The sequence below is a fragment of the Pseudomonas sp. PDM16 genome (assembly GCF_014851865.1).
GTDB lineage: Bacteria > Pseudomonadota > Gammaproteobacteria > Pseudomonadales > Pseudomonadaceae > Aquipseudomonas.
Map to the genome: position 1 here is coordinate 724,402 of NZ_JACVAM010000001.1, position 19,454 is coordinate 743,855.

Below are 19,454 nucleotides of genomic sequence, written 5' to 3' on the forward strand. Positions count from 1 at the left end.
GTCAGGGAGCTCGACGACCGAAAACCATGGATACGATGAACATCACCAGGAAGACCACGAAGAGGATCTTCGCGATACCCGTGGCAGTGCCGGCGATACCACCGAAGCCCAGAACCGCAGCGATGATGGCGATGATCAGGAATGTAATAGCCCAACTCAGCATGATGCTTCTCCTTCTTTTCAACGTCAGAGGTCAGGCCAGGCGGTCGCCCCCCGGCTCGTCCTCGGATTCGGTATCCAGACTGAAGAACATGGCGCGCCCCAGACTCAGTGCACTGCCCATGACACCCAACACGGCAATCAGCAACGCAAAGATCAGGGTGAGCATTTCCATTTCTCCTCTGAATAGTGGGGGGAGCTTTCCGCTCCTTAGTTCAAGGTTCTTTTCAGTTCGCTCATGCGGTCATGGCTGGCGCGAACGTTCGGCAACTCCGCCGACAGCACCGTGCGCAACTCCGGATCGGCCTCCTCCAGCGCCTCCTCGAAGGCATGCAGCAGGCGGTCTTCGGCGGACTCCAGCTGAGCCACGTAGGTGGCATCGCCATCACTGGCCAGGCGCGCCCAGATATCGGCATACAGCTGGCGCAGCGCGCCACTGACCGTACCGCCCTCGGCAGGATGTTCCTGGTTCTCGGCAACCTTCAGCGCCAAGGCCTGAATGATCTGGGTCTTGGCCAGGGCCATGTCATGGAAGATCGCCTTGAGGCGCGGGTCGTGTACCGCCGTTTCGGCGTGCTGATAGAAGTGCTCACCATCTCGGGTGATCTCTATCAGTTCGTTGAGCACACTGGCCTGGCTGGTCATCTCGGTCTCCGGTTGGCGGAAGCGTTCCGCCCTGAGCTTTCCTTTCTTTTCTCAATTCGCATGCCAGTTTTTTTCGAGTAAATTTTCCTTTAATTTCAAATAGATAGAATATCAACCGAGACATCTGAGCGTGCAGCATGCAGGATCGTGAAAAAATATCCGTGCAACTTGCACGAAACTTCCGACACTAACCCTCCAGGCTGAAGCACCAAGAGATAGGAAACGATGCAAGAAGAAGCTGCCGCCAAGGGACGCATCCTGCTGGTGGATGACGAATCCGCCATCCTCCGCACCTTCCGTTATTGCCTGGAAGACGATGGCTATACCGTCGCCACTGCCGGCAGCGCTGCGCAGGCGGACAACCTGCTGCTGCGCCAGGTGTTCGACCTGTGCTTCCTCGACCTGCGTCTGGGTGAGGACAACGGCCTGGACCTGCTGGCGCAAATGCGCATCCAGGCGCCATGGATGCGTGTGGTGATCGTCACTGCGCACTCGGCAGTGGACACCGCGGTCGACGCCATTCAGGCCGGTGCCGCCGATTACCTGGTCAAACCCTGTTCCCCCGACCAGCTGCGCCTGGCCGCTGCCAAGCAGTTGGAAGTACGCGCCCTGGCCGCACGCCTCGAAGCCCTGGAAGGCGAGGTACGCAAGGCCAAGGACGGTCTCGACTCGCACAGCCCGGCGATGATGGCGATTCTCGAAACGGCCCGTCAGGTCGCCACCACCGACGCCAACATTCTGATCCTCGGCGAGTCTGGCACCGGCAAGGGCGAACTGGCCCGCGCCATCCACGGCTGGAGCCGCCGCGCCAAGCGCACCTGCGTGACCATCAACTGCCCGTCACTGACCGCTGAGCTGATGGAGAGCGAACTGTTCGGCCACGCCCGCGGCTCCTTCACCGGCGCCAGCGAGAGCACGCAAGGCCGGGTCAGCCAGGCCGACGGAGGCACGCTGTTCCTCGACGAGATCGGCGACTTCCCGTTGACGCTCCAGCCCAAGCTGCTGCGCTTCATCCAGGACAAGGAATACGAGCGGGTCGGCGACCCAGTGACCCGCCGCGCCGATGTGCGCATCGTCGCTGCCACCAACCTGGACCTCGACGAGATGGTCCGTGAGGGACGCTTCCGCGAAGACCTGCTGTACCGCCTCAATGTCATCACCCTCAAGCTGCCGCCCCTTCGTGAGCGACATGAAGACGTGTTGTCCCTGGCCGAACGTTTCCTGGCTCGCTTCGTCAGTGATTACGGTCGCCCGGCCTGTGGCTTCAGTCCCGAGGCCATCGCCGCCCTGCAGGCTTATCAATGGCCGGGAAACATCCGCGAACTGCGTAACGTAATCGAGCGCGCCAGCATCATCTGCCAGCAGGAAACGGTGGAAATTGTCCATCTCGGCCTGGGCGGTGGCACTGGCGAAGTGCCGAGCGGTGCCGCACGGGTAGGGGCGCCGATGAGCCTGGAAGAGCTGGAAAAGGCCCACATCGCCGCCGTGCTTGCCAGCAGCAATACCCTGGACATGGCGGCCAAGACATTAGGCATCGACTCGTCGACCCTCTACCGTAAACGCAAGCAGTACAACCTCTGACCATGGGGTCCCCATGAAGCTGCCGATGAAGCTTCGTACCCGCCTGTTTCTCAGCATTTCGGCGCTGATTACCGTGGCATTGCTCGGGTTGCTGCTTGGGCTGTTCAGCGTCACTCAAATGGCGCGCAGTCAGAGCGACCTGATCCAGCGTGGCTTCACCGCCGTGCAGATCAGCCAGAAGCTACGCCAGCACCTGGGTGATGAGCTGATGATACTTATCGACGCTCAGCCCAACCCGGTGGGCCTGGAGAACATCCGCCGGGCGTTCCGCGCCACCTTGGACAAGGGACTGGGGGCTGGTCTCGGCGAGCACTACGAGCGCGGACTGCGAGATGCCGAGTTGCTCTATGAGGAGATGGAGCAGGCCGTCCGCCGTGGTACCCCGGACGGCGAAACCCCTCATGACCTGGCCCGCTACGAGCCCTTCACTGGTTCCTTCGAGCGCCTGCGTGACCACCTGCGTAACGAGCAGGATCAGGTTGTGGCCCGGGTCATCGAGGCCGAACAGCGTGCGGGTGAGCGCTCGCAGCTGATCGCCGTGCTGCTCGGTCTGATGGGGCTGTCGGTACTGGGGATCGGCGTATTGACCGCCAATGGCATCGCCCGGCGCTTCGGTGCACCCATCGACCTGCTGGCCCGTGCTGCCGATCAGGTCGGCCGTGGCCAGTACGACGTGGTGTTACCGGTGTCGCCGGTGGTCGAACTGGCTGTGCTGAGTCGCCGCTTCGGGCTGATGACCGAGGCTCTGCGCCAGTATCACTCGAGCAACCTCAATCAACTGATGAACAGCGAAGGGCGTCTTAAGGCCGTGCTCGACAGCATCGACGACGGTCTGGTGATTCTCGACGACCAGGGCCGGGTCGAGCATGCCAACCCGGTGGCGCTGCGTCAGCTGTCGTGGAGCAGTGACGTGCAGAATCAGCTGATCGGCCCCCTCCTTCCCGGCCATGCGGTGGATGAGGCGTTGCGCCAGGTGCTTGCCGGCGAGCTGATGCGCGAGCTACCCGCGGACCTGCAAATCGACAGAGACGGTGAGTTCCGTCTGCTGGCCTGGGCGTTGACCCCGGTGCAGCTGCGTGAGGGCGGCAGTGTCGGCGCGGTGATGGTGTTGCGCGACGTGACCGAGCAGCGCACCTTCGAGCGCGTGCGCAACGAGTTCGTCCTGCGCGCCTCCCATGAGTTGCGCACACCGATCACCGGCATGCACATGGCTTTCAGCCTGCTGCGCGAGCGCCTGACTCTGGAGCCAGGCGGCCGCGAGCAGGACCTGATGCGCACGGTGGATGAAGAGATGCGCCGCCTGGTGCAGCTGATCGATGACCTGCTGGAGTTCTCGCGTTACCAGAACGGTCTGCAAACCCTGCAGCGCAAACCGTGCGACCTGGCCATGCTGCTCGAGCAGGCACGCCAGCGCTTCGCCGACGAGGCCGCGGAGCGCGGTATCACCCTGACCAGCGATTCCCAGGAGCCGTTGCCGCACCTCAACCTCGACATCCAGCAACTGGACCGGGTGCTGAACAACCTGATCAGCAACGCCCTGCGTCACAGCAATCCGGGGGGCGAGGTGCAACTGCAGGTCCGCCGACATGGCGAGCAGGTGATTCTCAGCGTGCAGGATCAGGGCGAAGGCATCGCCTTCGGCCAGCAGGCGCGCATCTTCGAACCGTTTGTCCAGGTCGGGCGGCGCAAGGGCGGGGTTGGGCTGGGCCTGGCGCTGGCCCGGGAGATCGTCCAGCTGCACGGCGGGCGTCTCGGGGTCTATTCGCGACCAGGCCAGGGCGCCAACTTTTATCTCAGCCTGCCGACCTGAGGGCCAATAAAAAAGCCGCCTCACTGGCGGCCTTGTCTCCCGTTCTACTCAGCGCAGGATCGGATCGAATTTGAAGCGGCGCCCCGCCATCAGCGCCACGACGAATGCCAGGCCGAAGAATCCGGACGTGCACTTCAGAGCCAACGCAGGCGTTTCTTCCAAGCCGGGGGTCAGCCAGAGAGTGGCCAGGCTCATCAGGGTCATGATCATGAGGAAGACGGCACTTCGGGACATGCTGAGACTCCTTTCGGTCAGATCAGAAAACCCAGCGTGGGGTGCTGTCGGCGGGGCGTGGCTGCCGAATGGCAGTGTCTGTTTCACCCTGATCGGAGATGCGCAGCCACTGGCCATCTTCGCGGGCAGCGCGGGAAGCCTGGCGACGCAGCTCGCCGAAGCCCTGCAGCATTGCTGCATCGCGGCTTTCGATGGTCATCGAGGTGGAAGTGGCGACAGTGAGGTCGGCGGTCTTGGCGCTGGCGCCGGCCGAACCGGAGAATTCGGTGGCGTAAGCTCCGTTGACCAGCAGTGCAGCTGCGCAGAACAGGCTCAGGTGGACAGTGTGCATGGCGCTTCTCCATTAGCGGTCAGTCGGGGCTTACGTGACTGATTCTGCAGCGCTCATGCCATTCCGATATCCGATATAAATTCCTTTTAAATCAATGAGTTATTTTTAAATGCACCAGCGTGTTCCATGCGCTTTGCAAGGTGCACGATCTTGGCGATTGCAATTTGCACGATCAAGCGCGGCGGGGCAGGACCACGCTGAAGCAGGAACCCTCACCGAGACGGCTGCTCAGCTCGATGCGCCCGCCATGTGCCTGGACGATCTGCTCGCTGATGAACAGGCCCAAGCCAAGGCCCTGGGCGACGCTGGTGTCACAAACCCTTTCGAACTGCTCGAACACCCGCCGCTGGTCCGCCTCGGAAATACCCAAACCGTGGTCGCGCACTTCCGCCCGCACCATGTCCGCCTCGCAATGCACGCTGACCTCCACCGGCTTGCCACCGCCATAACGCAGGGCGTTGGTCAGCAGATTGGCCAGCACCTGCTCGATGCGGAATTCGTCCATCAGCACTGGCGCAGGGCCATCCACCGTCAGCTCCACACGGCTGCCGGCACTGGTGAACTGGGGCGCCAGGTTTTCCACCACGCTGCCGGCCAGCATGCCGAGGTCGCCCGGTTGTGGGCGGATCGACAGCTTGCCGGTGCGGATGCGCGACACGTCCAGCATGTCGTCGATCAGGCGGGTCAGGCTGCGGATCTGCCGCTCATCACGGCTGGTCATGTCGCGCAGCTTGTCGAGCGTGAAGGCGTCGCTGCGCCCCTGCTGCAGGCGCAGCTTGCGCAGCTGCACGTCGAGGATCAGCCCATTGAGCGGCGTGCGCAGTTCATGGGAAACGATGGACATGAACACGTCGCGCATCTGTACCGACTTCTGCAGTTCGGCCTGGGTCTCGCGCAGCTCGGCGAGCAGCGCCTCCTGCTCGCGGCGGCCCGCCTCCAGCGCTTCGAGCTGGCGGCTCAGTGCCTTGCGATGGCGGTACAGGTCGACGAACATCGCCACCTTGCTGCGCACCTCGTAGGGCGACAGCGGTTTGTACAGGAAGTCCACCGCGCCACTCTCGTAGCCCTTGAAGGCGTAATCCATCTCGCGGCCCACGGCGCTGACGAAGATGATCGGGATGTGCTTGGTCTTCTCCGTGCCGCGCATCAGCTCGGCCAGTTCGAAGCCATTCATGCCGGGCATCTTCACATCGAGGATGGCCAGGGCGAACTCGTGTTCGAGCAGCAGCGACAGCGCCTCGTCGGCGCTGCTGGCCTGGAACACCGTGCGCTCCTCACCCTGGATCAGCGACTGCAAGGCCAGCAGGTTCTCCGGCAGGTCATCCACGATCAACAGCTTGGCTTCGATCATCCTCAGCATGGCGGGGCATCCAGTTCGGCCAGCAGCGTACGCATGGCATCGAGGGTCAGAATAAAGTCCGGTTGCAGCAAGGCCAGCGCGGCCTCCGGCATGGTCGGTACCAGGGCGTCGGAGGGTGCCTGAACCAGGGTCAGACCGCCAGCACCTTGGATCGCCAGCAGGCCGGCGGCACCGTCTTCGTTGGCACCTGTGAGCAGGGCGCCTGCCAGCCGCTCGCCATAGGCGTCGGCAGCGGACTCGAAGAGGATATCGATCGACGGCCGCGAGAAGTGCCGCGGCTCCTCGCGGCTGAGTGAGAAGCTGCGGTCGTTTTCGATCGACAGGTGGTAACCGGCCGGCGCCACGTAAACGACGCCTGCGCGCAGGCGCTCCTTGTCCTCGGCTTCCTTGGCCGGCAGCGCCAGCCGCCGGGCAAGCAGGTCGGCCAGCAACGAGTCGTTGCGGTCCGGTACGTGCAGCAGACAGACCACCGGCAGGCGATAGTCCGGCTGCAGCTCGCTGAGCAGTTGCAGCAGCGCCTCCACGCCGCCGGCCGAGGCGCCGATCACCAGCGCCTCCAACGGGGCACGCGAGTGACCGCGCAGGACGATCCGCTGCTCGCCACTCATCGCTTGCGGAAGATCCGTTCGGGCCGCACCAGCGCCTCGAACTGCTGGGCGTAGCCAGAGAAGTCGAGGCTCTCCTTGCTGCCCAGGCCGAGGAAGCCGCGGTGGCAGAGCGACTCGTGGAACAACCCCAGGGCGCGGTCCTGCAGGTCGCGGTTGAAGTAGATCAGCACGTTGCGGCAGGACACCAGGTGGGTCTCGGCGAACACGCTGTCGGTGGCAAGGCTGTGGTCGGCGAAGGTCACGTTGGTCCGCAGCGACTTGTCGAACAGCACGCGGTCATAAGCCGCCGAGTAGTAGTCGGAAAACGCGCGGGTGCCGCCGGACTGCTGGTAGTTCTCGGTGTAGGTACGCAGGTTGTCGAGGGCGAAGATGCCTTGCTCGGCTTTCTCCAGGGAGTGCGGGTTGATGTCGGTGGCGTAGATCATGGTGCGCTCCAGCAGCCCTTCCTCGCGCAACAGGATGGCCAGCGAGTAGACCTCCTCGCCGGTGCTGCAGCCAGCCACCCAGACCTTCAGCGACGGGTAGGTATGCAGCAGCGGCACCACTTGCTGGCGCAGCGCCAGGAAGTAGCTCGGGTCGCGGAACATCTCGCTGACCGGGATGGTGAGGTACTGCAGCAGCTGCATGAACGCCTGCGGGTCGTGCAGGATGCGCTCCTGCAGCGCCGAGATGGTCGTGCAGCCCAGCTGGCTCTGCGCCTGGCGCACCCGGCGCTTCAGCGAGGCCCCCGAATAGTCGCGGAAGTCGTAGCTGTAGCGCAGGTAGATCGCCTCGATCAGCAGGCGCAGTTCGATCTCGTCGGGCATCAGAGGCGTTCCAGCTTGGGCATCCACACGCGGATCAGCGAGAACAGGCGATCCAGGTCGATGGGCTTGGCCAGGTAGTCGTTGGCGCCGGCCTCGCGGCAACGCTCCTGGTCGTCCTTCATTGCCTTGGCCGTCACCGCGATGATCGGCAGGTTCTTCCAGCGTGCCTCCAGACGAATCTGCCGGGTGGCCTCGTAGCCATCCATCTCCGGCATCATCACATCCATCAGCACCAGGTCGATATCGTCATGCTCGCGCAGCTTGGCCAGGGCCTCGTAGCCGTTGCGGGCGACTTCCACCACGGCGCCCTTCTGTTCCAGCGCGCTGGACAGGGCAAAGATGTTGCGCACGTCGTCGTCCACCAGCAGCAGGCGCCGGCCCTCGAACAACTTGTCGCGGCTGCGCGCGGTCTTGAGCATGCGCTGGCGCTCGCTGGACAGCTCGGCCTCCACCTTGTGCAGGAACAGGGTGACCTCGTCGAGCAGCCGCTCCGGCGAGCGCGCGCCCTTGATGATGATCGAGCGCGAGTACTTCATCAGCTCGGCTTCTTCGTCACGGGTCAGGTTGCGCCCGGTGTAGACGATCACTGGCGGGAACGAGCAGATGTCTTCTTCGGCCATGCGCCGCAGCAGCTCGTTGCCGAGCATATCGGGCAGCTTGAGGTCGATGATCATGCAGTCGAACACCGTCTCGCGCAGTTGTTCCAGCGCCTCGCCGGCCAGCGCCACGGCAGTGATCTCGATGTCCTCGTCGCCGATCAGGCGGGCGATGCTGTCGCGCTGCAGCGGGTCGTCCTCCACCAGCAGCACACGCTTCACCTGCTGGTTGAGCTTGGCCTCCAGCTTGCCGAACACCTCCTTGAGCTGATCGCGACTGGTCGGCTTGAGTGCATAGCCGACAGCGCCCAGGTGCAGGGCGGCTTCGCTGTGATCCTCCACCGACACCACATGGACCGGGATATGGCGGGTCTGTGCATCGTCCTTCAGGCGCTGCAGCACGCCGAGGCCGGAGCCATCGGGCAGGTGCATGTCGAGCAGGATGGCACTCGGGCGGTACTGGCGGGCCAGCTCCAGGCCCTCGTCCGCGCTCGGCGCTACCAGGCAGGCGTAGCCCAGCTCGTGGGCCAGGTCGAAGAGGATGCGGGCAAAGCGGGACTCGTCCTCCACCACCAGCACGCAACGCTCGCTCTGCTCGTCGAGTCGCTCGCGATCGTCGGCGAAGGCCGCTGCCGGGCGTGGCACGGCCGCAGTGGCAACAGGCGCTTCGGCGGCACGCACGACCGCGGGCGGAAGGCTGGGTGCCGGCCGGATCTGTTCGACCTGCGGCGCCTGTTCGGGCAGCAACAGTGTGAAGGTGCTGCCCGCACCAGGGACACTGCTGACGCCAATGGAGCCGCCGAGCAGTTGCGCCAGGTCGCGGGAAATGGAGAGGCCGAGGCCAGTGCCGCCATAGCGGCGGTTGGTGGTGCCATCGGCCTGGCGGAAGGCCTCGAAGATCACTTCCTGCTGATCCGGGGCGATGCCGATGCCGCTGTCACGCACGGCAAAGGCCAGGGTGCCCTCGCTGTGGCGCGACACGGTCAGGATGACGCCACCACGTTCGGTGAACTTGAAGGCGTTGGACAGCAGGTTGCGCAGGATCTGCTCCGCGCGCTGGCGGTCGGTGAACAGCCGCTCCGGCAGGTCGGGCTGCAGTTCCACCTCGAAGGTCAGGCCACGCTCGCGGGCCAGGGGCCCGAAGACGTCGCGCAGGCCGTCGAGCAGACTCGCCAGCGGCATGCGCTCCGGACGTACCTCGAGCTTGCCGGCCTCGACCTTGGCAATGTCGAGGATGTCGTTGATCAGATTGAGCAGGTCGTTGCCAGCCCCGTAGATGGAGTCGGCGAACTTCACCTGCTCGGCATCCAGATTGCCCTTGGGGTTCTCAGCCAGCAACTTGGCCAGGATCAGCGAGCTGTTCAGCGGCGTGCGCAGCTCGTGACTCATGTTGGCGAGGAACTCGGACTTGTAGCGGCTGGCGCGCTGCAGGTCCTCGGCACGCTCTTCGAGCTGGACCTGGATGCGGCCGAGGGCCGTGTTGCGCTGATCGAGCTCGTCGCGCTGGTCGGCCAGCACCTGGGTCTGTTCGGCCAACTTCTCGTTGGTCTGTTCCAGCTCGGCTTGCTGGGTTTCCAGATGCGCCTGGGACTCCTTGAGCACGCGGGCCTGCTGCTCCAGCTCTTCATTGGCTGCGCGCAGTTCTTCCTGCTGGGTCTGCAGCTCCTCGTTGAGCTGCTGGGTCTCGCTCAGCACTTCCTGCAGACGCTGGCGGTAGCGCGAGGCTTCCAGCGAGGTGCCGATGCTGCCGGCGATGGACTCGAGAAACTCGCGCTCACGCTCGTTCAGGACGCGCATGAAGGCTAGCTCGACCACGCCGTTAACGCGGTCCTCGGATTGCAGCGGCAGCAGCGCGACACTGCTCGGCTGGCCATTGCCCAGGCCGGAAGCAACCTTGATGTAATCCTCTGGTAGGTTGTCCAGGCAGACCAGGCGTCGACCTTGCGCAACCTGCCCGACCAGCCCTTCGCCCCGGTAGAACTGCTGGTTGTCGGCTCCGCCGCTGAAGCCATAGCCGGCAATGCGCTGCAGATCCCCGGTCTGGCTGTCGCGCAGGTACAGCGCGGCCACCACGCAGCCCAGGTATTCGGCTAGGAACTCCAGCGAGCGGTCGGCCAGGCCTTGGACCTGCTGTTGACCGAGCAGACGCTCCGACAGTTGCGTCTGACCACCGCGCAACCAGGCGCGCTGGCGCTGTTCCTCGGCATAGTCGGCCTGCTTGGCCATGGCCACCGAGTAGGTCTGCGAGAGATTCATCAGCTCGCGGCGACCGAACAGGGCCAGCAGGCCACTGAACAGGATGCTGACGAACAGGTAGGCACCAGTGCCCCAGGTGGTGGTGACATTGACGTCTGCATTGCGCTTCTGGCGCAGGTCGCGTTCGCTGCCGATGAAGGCGTCCAGCTCGCGGCGCATGCCGTCGATGAGGTTCTTGCCGCGACCACGGCCGACCTCTTCCAGGTAATTGCCGCCGTCGCGGCGGATACCGATCACTTCCTGGGCGTACTGGTCCCACTGCTGCTGTAGCGCCAGTGCGCGCTGGGTGCGCTGGACCTGTGCAGGGTTGTCCTCGACGCGTTCGGCAAGATCCTCGACCAGGGGCCGGAATTTGCTGCGCGCCAGCTCGTAGGGCTCGAGATAATCCTCGTTGCCGCTGAGCAGGAAGCCGCGCATGCCAGTCTCCATGTCCAACGTCAGCTTGTAGACCTCGCTGGCCCGGTTGAGCACCTGGTCGGTGTGCTCTACCCACTTGATCACCGTGAGCAGATAGGTGATCACCGCCGCGAAGAACAGCGCACCGACCAGGCCCAGGCCTAATGGCAAGCTGACGTTGCGACTGAGAATTCGGCGGAAACTTTCCTCGTCCAGTGCGGACTCATTCGACATGGGAACATCCATTCAGTGTTGGTCTCGCTGCTTCTTATCCGGGCGCGTGTGGCACACTGACCGCGTGCATTCCCCGAAGTTTGCCAAACATTTGCGCACTCTGCCCGCCGTATGCCACCACGAGAGACCCGATGACAGGAACCACCGCCCCCAAGACCGTCCTGCTGGTCGAAGACGATGACGTCGTCCGCCAACTCACCGTGGAAGTGCTCGAAGAGTTCGGTTACCAGGTTCACGCCATGGGCGATGGCCCCAGTGCGCTGGACGCATTGCGTGACGGCACAGTGTTCGACCTGCTGATGAGCGATATCGGTCTGCCCGGCATGGATGGCCGCGAACTGGTCGAGGCTGCGCGCCAGTTGCGGCCGACGCTGCCAGTATTGTTCGCCAGTGGTTACAACGAGCGCGAGCTGCTTGAAGAAGTGCGCGCCCGCGACACCGAGGCACCCACCGACAGCATCGTCAAACCTTACGATCTGAACCTGCTGGCGACCCGCCTGAACGAACTGGCAGGCGGCTAGCCCGCGGCCTGGCGAGTTAGCGAAGCGACATCTAGGCTGCACGCATCCCCTCGGAACAGGAGTATCCGAAATGCGTCGAGCCAACTCGCTTTTCCTCGGTCTCATCGGCGTTTTGCTGCTGGCTGGCTGCGCCAGCCAGACCACTCAACCCTCCCAGTACTCGGGCTTCCTGGCCGATTACTCGCAGCTGCAGCCGACCACCTCCGCCAGCGGCGCCCCAGTGATGCGCTGGGTCTCGCCGGACTTCAAGGACAGCAACTACCGGTCCATCTACGTCGAAAAACCAGTGTTCTACCCGGCGCCCAAGCCCAGCGACCAGGTCAGCCAGGGTACCCTCGACCAGATCGCGGACTATCTGCAGCAAGCCATCGAGCGTGAGGTTTCCCAGCGTATGCCAGTGGTCAATGCTCCCAATCGGGACAGCCTGGTCCTGCGCAGCGCCATAACCGGAGTCGATGTGTCGGCTGAGGGCCTGCACGCCTACGAGGTTATCCCTATCGCTCTGGTGCTGGCTGCAGCCAATACCGCCGCCGGCACGCGTGATCGGGACACGGCGATCTACGTGGAGCTGGAAGCGGTCGATGGGGGGAATAGCAAGCCGATGGTTCGGGTGGTGCGCAAGGGCCATGGGCTGCAGCTGGAGAACAGCAGCACACATCTGACCCTGAACGACCTAAAGCCGGCGCTGGACATCTGGGCCAAGGATGCCCGCGGCTTCAAGCCCTGAGTCGACGCTCCATGGCTGGCCGAGGCATCTGCCGGAACCGAGGGCTGGTGCCTCTGGTCGGATGCGCCGGCGTGCTCAGGGTAGTGTGAGCACCTGGAGCATCGCGGCGCTCTCGGCATCCGGTTCGCCGTCATAGCGCGCCGGCCGGTACTTCATCTGGAAGGCGACCAGCACGTTGCGGGTCGCCTGGTCGAGTACCCCGGTGCGGGGCACGGGGTAACCCAGTTTGTGCAGCTGTTCCTGATACCAGATGACTTCGGCAGGCCTGGCCGTGAAGCGAGCTTGCTCGCGCGTGACGGCGGCTGGGTCCGGCCAGCGGATGAGACCCGCGTCCGCCAGGCGTTTCCAGGGGAATAGCGGGCCCGGGTCGACCTTGCGCTGCGGTGCTATGTCGTTGTGGCCGATGATGCTGTCGATCGGCAGGTCGTGACGCTTGACCAGATCCTTGAGCAGTACGATCAACGCCTGTATCTGGGCTTCACCATAGGGCTGCCAGTAACGTCCCGCAGGGCCTTCGTAATAGCCCTGATTGACCAGCTCGATGCCTATGGTACTGGCGTTCAGCCAGGTCCGGCCCTGCCACTCACTATCGCCGGCATGCCAAGCGCGGCGGTCTTCGTCCACCAGCCGATAGACTTTCGCCGACCCATCGTCGATCAGGTAATGAGCGCTGACCTCCCCTTGTGTCAGCAGCGCCAGTGAACGCAGCAGGTCGGTGGAGGTGTAGTGCAGGACGATGTACTGCACCCTGCTGCTTTGGCCTTGCGAGCGCATGCTGTCGTCGATCTGCGGGCCGCTGGCGCAGCCGGCCAGGAGCAGAACGGTGAGGGCGAAGGCAGCGAGTCTCATCGGTAGTGGATCGGTCGTCGGTTCGGAGCAGCAGTGTATCAGGGGGTGATGTGCAGGATGCTCTGCAGATTGTCGAGCAACATGTCGACGCTGAGCATGATCAGTAGCATGCCGGTCAGGCGCTCCACTGCGGTGAGGCCGCGTGGTCCGAGGAATTTCTGCAGCCAAGTGGCTTGCAGCAGAATGCTGGCGGTGGCGAGCCAGGCAAGACCCACCGCCAGGTACAGCTCCCAGATAGGCCCTTCATAGGTGCCGCGAAGGGTCATCAGGATCGCCAGGGCTGATGGACCGGCCACCGCCGGCGTGGCCAGTGGAACCAGCAGTGGCTCGCCATCCGGCAGATCGCCCAGTACACCCTCTGGCCTTGGGAAGATCAGGCGCATGGCGATGACGAACAGAATGATTCCGCCGGCGATGGCGGTCGCTTCGCGGGATAGGCCCAGGCCGCTGAGGATCTTTTCGCCGAAGGTCAGGAAAACCATCAGCAGAACCAGCGCGAGCAGCAGCTCCCGCAAGGCGACGCGCATGCGCCGCTCTGGGGCCACATTTTTCAATGCGGCAAGGTAAATGGCGATGTTGCCGAATGGGTCGGTGACCAGAAAAACCAGTACGGCAATGCCGAATAAATCCATGAGCGGTTCTCGGATGAGAGGGCAGGAGTCGGCCCGGCGACGGTCGGCCGGGCGGCTTGAGGCTCAGTTTACCGCTTGCAGGGGCGCACAGGGCTTCCGCGGGCCGAGAAAGCCTGTGGACATCATCAGACCCTGTTGGGCAGATGTTCGTAGAGCGTCTGGCACACGCCGTTGATGTGCTCTTCGATCAACCGGGCGGCGGTATCGGCATCGCCAGCTCGGCAGGCGTCGATGATGTCGCGGTGCTCGTGGTCGGCGCGGTCCTTGCCTTCGGACAGGCTCATCTGCATGCGCAGGTAGCGTTCCAGCTTGTCGTGGATCGAGCGGATCAGGTTGACCAGGAACGGGCGCTGCGCCGGTTCGTAGAGACAGGCGTGCAACTGCCAGTTGAGTTCGGCCCAGCGACCGACGTCCTCCTCGCCGAGGAAGGCCTCGCAGATGCGCTCGGCGGCGGCGAAGGTGTCTTCGGTCATGTTCGGTACCGCCAGGCGGATGGCGCGCATTTCCAGCAGCACGCGCACCTCGAACATCTGCGCCATCTCCGGCTCGGAGATGCGCGTGACCACCGCGCCCTTGTTGCGCTGGAACAGCACCAGGCCTTCGGCTTCCAGGCGCTTGAGCGCCTCGCGCACGGGAATCTTGCTGACGTTGAACAGCTGGGCGATGTCGTCCTGGCGGATCGGCTCGTCCTCGGCGAAATGCCCGGAGATGATCGCGTCGCGCAGGTGCTTGGCGATGACCTCGGATGCGGCAGGCGCTATTCCCAGGTTGGGGGCATTGAAGCGAGGTAGAGGCACGGCAGGTCACCGATTCGGCGGGCTGATGCGAATATCATATACGAAATCCTCGGAATACCAGCTCAACCTGCTCGGCTGAAGCGCTGTTCCAGCGCCGCGATCTGCGCGCGCTCGTTGCGGATGAAGTCGCGGAAGGCTTGAGCCACGGGTGACAGACGCTTGCCGCGGGCATGCACCACGCACCAGCTGCGCTGCAGCGGAAGCTCTTCCACTGGCAACTCGCGCAGCAAACCCTGGGCCAGTTCCAGGCGCACGGAATGACGAGGCAACAGCGCAACGCCAAGCCCGGCAATGGTTGCTTCGACCTGCGACTCGGTGGAGCCCACCTCGATGGTCTGGGCGAAGTGAGCGCGCTTCTGGTGGCAATACTCTTCGCAGGCGCGGCGGGTGCCGGAGCCAGTCTCGCGGATCAGCAACGGAAATGGCGTCAGATCGCCCAGGCGCAGTTTTTCCAGTGAGCACAGTGGGTGCTGCGGTGGTGCGACGGCGACGATCGGGTTGTTGATGAAGGGGAAGAAGTCCAGCGCCTGGTCTCCGGGTGGCTGGGACATGATCAGCAGGTCGTCGCGGCTCGCCGACAAGCGTCTAACTGCCTGGCCATGGTTGACCACCACCAACTGCAGGCCGACTTCCGGGTGCTGTTCGCGGAACGCGGCGAACAGGTGTGGTACCAGGTACTTGGCGCTGGACTCCACCGCCAGAGTCAGCTGGCCCTGCAGCGAGCCCTGCAGGTCGGAAAGCTGCATGTCCAGCGCTTCCAGGCGCCCAAATACATCCTCGCTGGCGCGCAGCAGTGCTTCGGCGGCGGGAGTCAGATAGAGCTTCTTGGCCACATAGTCGAAGAGCGGCTGGCCGACCAGCTCCTCGAGTTGGCGAATCTGCAGGCTTACCGCGGGCTGGGTCAGCGACATTTCCTCGGCCGCGCGGCTGTAGGAGCGGCTTTCGCACACCGCACGGAAAACCCGCAGTTGGCGAAAGGTCATTCTCATCAATGACTTGCGCATTCATCTAGGCACTCAGAGGCTCTGGTGGAGATAAATATAAGTCTTTACTAATGGTCACCCCAACAATTATTGATTTTGGTTAATTCATCGGCGGCGCTAGCTTAGAAGCAAGACCGCCGCGGGCTGTGCGGTCATCCGTCGACCGCTCTCTGGCGGTCCTTTGCTCACGTGATCGAGGACCAGGCTCGTGATCAAGAAGATTCTCATCGCCAACCGCGGCGAGATTGCGGTGCGCATCGTGCGTGCCTGCGCCGAGATGGGCATTCGCTCGGTGGCCGTCTACTCCGAGGCGGACCGTCACGCACTGCACGTCAAGCGCGCCGACGAGGCCCACAGCATCGGCGACGACCCGCTGGCCGGCTACCTGAATCCACGCAAGCTGGTGAACCTGGCGGTGGAAAGCGGCTGTGATGCCCTCCACCCAGGCTACGGTTTTCTCTCGGAGAACGCCGAGCTGGCCGATATCTGTGCCGAGCGCGGCATCAAGTTCATCGGCCCGTCGGCAGAAGTCATTCGCCGGATGGGTGACAAGACCGAGGCGCGGCGCAGCATGATCGCTGCCGGCGTGCCTTGCACCCCGGGCACCGAGGGCAACGTGGCGGATATCGCCGAGGCCCTGCGCGAGGGTGACCGCATCGGTTACCCGGTGATGCTCAAGGCCACCAACGGCGGCGGCGGTCGCGGCATCCGTCGCTGCAACAGCCGCGAGGAACTGGAGCAGGCCTATCCGCGGGTGATTTCCGAAGCGACCAAGGCCTTCGGTCGCGCCGAAGTGTTCCTGGAAAAATGCATCGTCAATCCGAAGCATATCGAGGCGCAGATCCTCGCTGACAGCCATGGCAACACCGTGCACCTGTTCGAGCGCGATTGCTCGATCCAGCGCCGCAACCAGAAGCTGATCGAGATCGCCCCCAGCCCGCAGCTCACCCCCGAACAGCGTGCCTATATCGGCGACCTGGCCGTGCGCGCCGCTCAAGCGGTGGGCTACGAGAACGCCGGCACCGTGGAGTTCCTGCTCGCCGAGGGCGAGGTGTACTTCATGGAGATGAATACCCGCGTGCAGGTGGAGCACACCATCACCGAGGAAATCACCGGGATCGACGTGGTGCGCGAGCAGATCCGCATCGCTTCCGGCCTGGAGCTGTCGGTGAAGCAGGAGGACATCATCCACCGCGGCTTTGCCCTGCAGTTCCGCATCAACGCTGAGGATCCGAAGAACAACTTCCTGCCGTCCTTCGGCAAGATCACCCGCTACTACGCACCCGGCGGCCCCGGCGTGCGTACCGACACGGCGATCTACACCGGTTACACCATCCCGCCCTACTACGACTCGATGTGCCTAAAGCTGATCGTCTGGGCGTTGACCTGGGAAGAGGCGCTGGACCGTGGCCTGCGTGCGCTGGACGACATGCGCGTGCAAGGCGTGCGCACTACCGCGCCGTACTACCAGGAAATCCTGCGCAACCCGGAGTTCCGCAGCGGCCAGTTCAACACCAGCTTCGTCGAGAGCCATCCGGAGCTGACCCAGTATTCGATCAAGCGCGAGCCGTCGCACCTGGCCATCGCCATCGCCACCGCCATCGCCGCGCATGCCGGCCTGTGAGGAACGAACAATGAGCAAGAAGATCACGGTTACCGACACCATCCTGCGTGATGCCCATCAGTCGCTGATCGCCACCCGCATGCGCACCGCAGACATGCTGCCGATCTGCGACAAGCTGGACAAGGTCGGCTACTGGTCGCTGGAAGTCTGGGGCGGCGCCACCTTCGACGCCTGCGTGCGCTTCCTCAAGGAAGATCCGTGGGAGCGCCTGCGCCAGTTTAAGGCCGCGCTGCCCAACACCCGCCTGCAGATGCTCCTGCGTGGGCAGAACCTGCTCGGCTACCGCCACTACAGCGACGACGTGGTGCGTGCCTTCGTGGCCAAGGCGGCGGTCAACGGTATCGATGTGTTCCGCATCTTCGACGCGATGAACGACGTGCGTAACCTGCGCGTGTCCATCGAGGCGGTGAAGGCTGCCGGCAAGCACGCTCAGGGCACCCTGAGCTACACCACCAGCCCGGTACACACGGTCGAGGCCTACGTCACCCAGGCCAAGGCCATGCAGGCCATGGGTATCGACTCCATCGCCATCAAGGACATGGCCGGCCTGCTCACCCCCTATGCCACCGCCGAGCTGGTCAAGGCGCTGAAGGCCGAAGTCGACCTGCCGGTGTTCATCCACAGCCATGACACCGCCGGCATGGGCTCGATGTGCCAGCTCAAGGCTATCGAGGCCGGCGCCGACCACATCGATACCGCCATCTCCAGTTTCGCCTGGGGCACCAGCCACCCGGGCACCGAGTCGATGGTCGCGGCCCTGCGCGGCAGCGAGTTCGATACTGGCCTGGACCTGGCGCTGATCCAGGAGATCGGCATGTACTTCCACGCCGTGCGCAAGAAGTACCACCAGTTCGAGAGCGAATTCACTGCCGTCGACACCCGCGTGCAGGTCAACCAGGTGCCGGGCGGCATGATGTCCAACCTGGCCAACCAGTTGAAGGAGCAGGGCGCGCTCAACCGCATCAACGAGGTTTTCGCCGAGATTCCGCGCGTGCGTGAAGACCTTGGTTTCCCGCCCCTGGTGACGCCGACCTCGCAGATCGTCGGCACCCAGGCGGTGTTCAACGTGCTGGCCGGCGAGCGCTACAAGACCATCACCAACGAGGTGAAGCTGTACCTGCAGGGCCGCTATGGCAAAGCGCCGGGCAAGGTCAACGAGGCGCTGCGCAAGCAGGCCATCGGTAGCGAGGAAGTGATCGACGTGCGCCCGGCCGACCTGCTCAAGCCGGAGATGGCCAAGCTGCGCGAGGACATCGGCAGCCTGGCCAAGTCCGAAGAGGACGTGCTGACCTTCGCCATGTTCCCTGACATCGGCCGCAAGTTCCTCGAGGAGCGCGCCGCCGGCACCCTGACTCCGGAAGTGCTGCTGCCGATTCCCGAGGCTGGCGGCGTGGCCCCGGCTGGTGCTGGCGGCGTACCGACCGAATTCGTGGTCGACGTGCATGGCGAGAGCTACCGCGTGGACATCACCGGCGTGGGTGTGAAGGGCGACGGCAAGCGCCACTTCTACCTGTCCATCGACGGCATGCCGGAAGAGGTGGTGTTCGAGCCGCTCAACGACTTCGTCGCCGGCGGGGCAGGTGGCAAGCGCAAGAGCGCCAGCGCGCCGGGCGATGTCAGCACCACCATGCCGGGCAACATCGTCGATGTGCTGGTCAAGGAGGGCGACACGGTCAAGGCCGGCCAGGCGGTGCTGATCACCGAGGCGATGAAGATGGAAACCGAAGTGCAGGCGCCGATCGCCGGGACCGTCAAGGCCATCCACGTGGCCAAGGGGGACCGGGTCAACCCGGGCGAAGTGCTGGTGGAAATCGCCTGACCGCGTAACGAGTAAGTCCCATTGGGGGGAGCGCAAGCTCCCCCTTTTTTATGGTGGATGCTCGGCGCTGCAGGCCGATGCGGCCCAGGCTGGCTTGGGGCTGGATCGTGGTGGTGGAATGGCGGGCAGAAAAAAGGGAAGCGTTCTGCTTCCCTTTTGGACGGCGGTGCTACGACTCAGCGCCAGAACGGCTTGCTGATCTCGACGGAGCGGTCGTAGGTGCTGATGCCGGCATCGGCCAGCAGGCGTTCGTCCAGGCGAGCCAGCTCGCGGCGGCTGCTGATACGACGCTGCCACAGCAGCAGGGTGCCCAGAACACGCAGGGGCATCATGCCGCCGCTGGCCGGGTTTTCTTGTTGGAACATCAGGTCGGAACTGAGTGCGCGTTCCATGGTGGTGCTTCCTTCCGCTGTCTAGCGGGGTTAGAGGGTGTCCTACTGGAAGCACATTTTCCTGACTGTACAGTCGATTTTGTAGGCACAGCTG

General features: G+C 64.0%; 20 protein-coding genes. 6 read left to right on the forward strand and 14 right to left on the reverse strand.

Annotation, left to right across the window (positions count from 1 at the left end; all coding sequences use genetic code 11):
• Position 1: 1 nt before the first annotated feature.
• The 3 genes from IB234_RS03290 to IB234_RS03295 are packed head-to-tail and all read right to left on the reverse strand — an operon-like array spanning position 2 to position 804.
• Positions 2-163, reverse strand: a complete 162-nt coding sequence (locus IB234_RS03290; protein WP_192313808.1) for a DUF1328 domain-containing protein — start codon at positions 161-163, stop codon at positions 2-4.
• 30 nt (positions 164-193) lie between these two features.
• On the reverse strand, positions 194-328 hold the full coding sequence (locus IB234_RS24105) for a hypothetical protein (RefSeq protein WP_263864179.1): 135 nt from the start codon (positions 326-328) through the stop codon (positions 194-196).
• A gap of 41 nt (positions 329-369) precedes the next feature.
• Entirely contained in the window at positions 370-804 is a 435-nt protein-coding gene (locus IB234_RS03295; RefSeq protein WP_192313811.1) for a PA2169 family four-helix-bundle protein, read from the reverse strand.
• A 225-nt stretch (positions 805-1,029) separates the two neighbouring features.
• Between IB234_RS03295 and algB the strand changes: the two genes are divergently transcribed.
• Together algB and IB234_RS03305 are read left to right on the forward strand one after the other, a co-directional pair.
• Entirely contained in the window at positions 1,030-2,385 is a 1,356-nt protein-coding gene (algB, locus tag IB234_RS03300) for a sigma-54-dependent response regulator transcription factor AlgB (RefSeq protein ID WP_192313815.1), read from the forward strand.
• A 13-nt stretch (positions 2,386-2,398) separates the two neighbouring features.
• Positions 2,399-4,195, forward strand: a complete 1,797-nt coding sequence (locus tag IB234_RS03305) for an ATP-binding protein (RefSeq protein WP_192313818.1) — start codon at positions 2,399-2,401, stop codon at positions 4,193-4,195.
• Positions 4,196-4,243: 48 nt separating this feature from the next.
• On the opposite strand, the gene IB234_RS03310 is transcribed toward IB234_RS03305, so the two are convergent.
• From IB234_RS03310 to IB234_RS03335, 6 genes are all read right to left on the reverse strand, one after another.
• Complete coding sequence (locus tag IB234_RS03310; protein WP_192313822.1) at positions 4,244-4,429, reverse strand: PA3371 family protein; 186 nt, start codon at positions 4,427-4,429, stop codon at positions 4,244-4,246.
• A gap of 22 nt (positions 4,430-4,451) precedes the next feature.
• Complete coding sequence (locus IB234_RS03315; protein ID WP_192313825.1) at positions 4,452-4,760, reverse strand: hypothetical protein; 309 nt, start codon at positions 4,758-4,760, stop codon at positions 4,452-4,454.
• Between the two features lie 172 nt (positions 4,761-4,932).
• The gene (locus IB234_RS03320; protein ID WP_192313828.1) at positions 4,933-6,120 is read right to left on the reverse strand and encodes a hybrid sensor histidine kinase/response regulator; all 1,188 of its coding nucleotides are present in this window, start codon (positions 6,118-6,120) and stop codon (positions 4,933-4,935) included.
• Positions 6,114-6,728, reverse strand: coding sequence for a chemotaxis protein CheB (locus IB234_RS03325; protein ID WP_192313831.1), 615 nt, complete (start codon positions 6,726-6,728; stop codon positions 6,114-6,116). Before IB234_RS03325 ends, IB234_RS03320 begins: the two co-directional genes overlap by 7 nt.
• The gene (locus IB234_RS03330; protein ID WP_192313834.1) at positions 6,725-7,534 is read right to left on the reverse strand and encodes a CheR family methyltransferase; all 810 of its coding nucleotides are present in this window, start codon (positions 7,532-7,534) and stop codon (positions 6,725-6,727) included. The genes IB234_RS03325 and IB234_RS03330 overlap by 4 nt, the downstream gene beginning before the upstream one ends.
• Positions 7,534-11,016 carry a response regulator gene (locus IB234_RS03335; RefSeq protein ID WP_192313837.1) on the reverse strand — a complete coding sequence of 1,161 codons (3,483 nt, stop codon included), beginning with the start codon at positions 11,014-11,016 and terminating at the stop codon, positions 7,534-7,536. Before IB234_RS03335 ends, IB234_RS03330 begins: the two co-directional genes overlap by 1 nt.
• 131 nt (positions 11,017-11,147) lie before the next feature.
• Here IB234_RS03335 and IB234_RS03340 point away from each other — a divergent pair, with 131 nt between their 5' ends.
• Both IB234_RS03340 and IB234_RS03345 read left to right on the forward strand, forming a co-directional pair.
• A complete protein-coding gene (locus IB234_RS03340; protein WP_192313842.1) occupies positions 11,148-11,537 on the forward strand; it encodes a response regulator in 390 nt (129 codons plus the stop codon).
• A 70-nt stretch (positions 11,538-11,607) separates the two neighbouring features.
• The gene (locus tag IB234_RS03345; protein WP_192313845.1) at positions 11,608-12,264 is read left to right on the forward strand and encodes a DUF3313 domain-containing protein; all 657 of its coding nucleotides are present in this window, start codon (positions 11,608-11,610) and stop codon (positions 12,262-12,264) included.
• 75 nt (positions 12,265-12,339) lie between these two features.
• Here IB234_RS03345 and IB234_RS03350 read toward each other — a convergent pair whose 3' ends face one another.
• From IB234_RS03350 to IB234_RS03365, 4 genes are all read right to left on the reverse strand, one after another.
• A complete protein-coding gene (locus IB234_RS03350) occupies positions 12,340-13,113 on the reverse strand; it encodes an N-acetylmuramoyl-L-alanine amidase (RefSeq protein WP_192313848.1) in 774 nt (257 codons plus the stop codon).
• Positions 13,114-13,151: 38 nt separating this feature from the next.
• Positions 13,152-13,745: a MarC family protein gene (locus tag IB234_RS03355; RefSeq protein WP_192313851.1), complete on the reverse strand. Its 594-nt coding sequence runs from the start codon at positions 13,743-13,745 to the stop codon at positions 13,152-13,154.
• A 125-nt stretch (positions 13,746-13,870) separates the two neighbouring features.
• The gene (locus IB234_RS03360) at positions 13,871-14,542 is read right to left on the reverse strand and encodes a GntR family transcriptional regulator (RefSeq protein ID WP_192313854.1); all 672 of its coding nucleotides are present in this window, start codon (positions 14,540-14,542) and stop codon (positions 13,871-13,873) included.
• A 62-nt stretch (positions 14,543-14,604) separates the two neighbouring features.
• Positions 14,605-15,546 carry a LysR family transcriptional regulator gene (locus tag IB234_RS03365; RefSeq protein WP_192313858.1) on the reverse strand — a complete coding sequence of 314 codons (942 nt, stop codon included), beginning with the start codon at positions 15,544-15,546 and terminating at the stop codon, positions 14,605-14,607.
• A 187-nt stretch (positions 15,547-15,733) separates the two neighbouring features.
• Here IB234_RS03365 and IB234_RS03370 point away from each other — a divergent pair, with 187 nt between their 5' ends.
• Together IB234_RS03370 and oadA are read left to right on the forward strand one after the other, a co-directional pair.
• The gene (locus tag IB234_RS03370) at positions 15,734-17,149 is read left to right on the forward strand and encodes an acetyl-CoA carboxylase biotin carboxylase subunit (protein WP_192313861.1); all 1,416 of its coding nucleotides are present in this window, start codon (positions 15,734-15,736) and stop codon (positions 17,147-17,149) included.
• A gap of 10 nt (positions 17,150-17,159) precedes the next feature.
• On the forward strand, positions 17,160-18,968 hold the full coding sequence (oadA, locus tag IB234_RS03375; protein WP_192313864.1) for a sodium-extruding oxaloacetate decarboxylase subunit alpha: 1,809 nt from the start codon (positions 17,160-17,162) through the stop codon (positions 18,966-18,968).
• Positions 18,969-19,144: 176 nt separating this feature from the next.
• Here oadA and IB234_RS03380 read toward each other — a convergent pair whose 3' ends face one another.
• Entirely contained in the window at positions 19,145-19,360 is a 216-nt protein-coding gene (locus IB234_RS03380; protein WP_192313867.1) for a DUF1127 domain-containing protein, read from the reverse strand.
• Between the last annotated feature and the right edge of the window lie 94 nt (positions 19,361-19,454).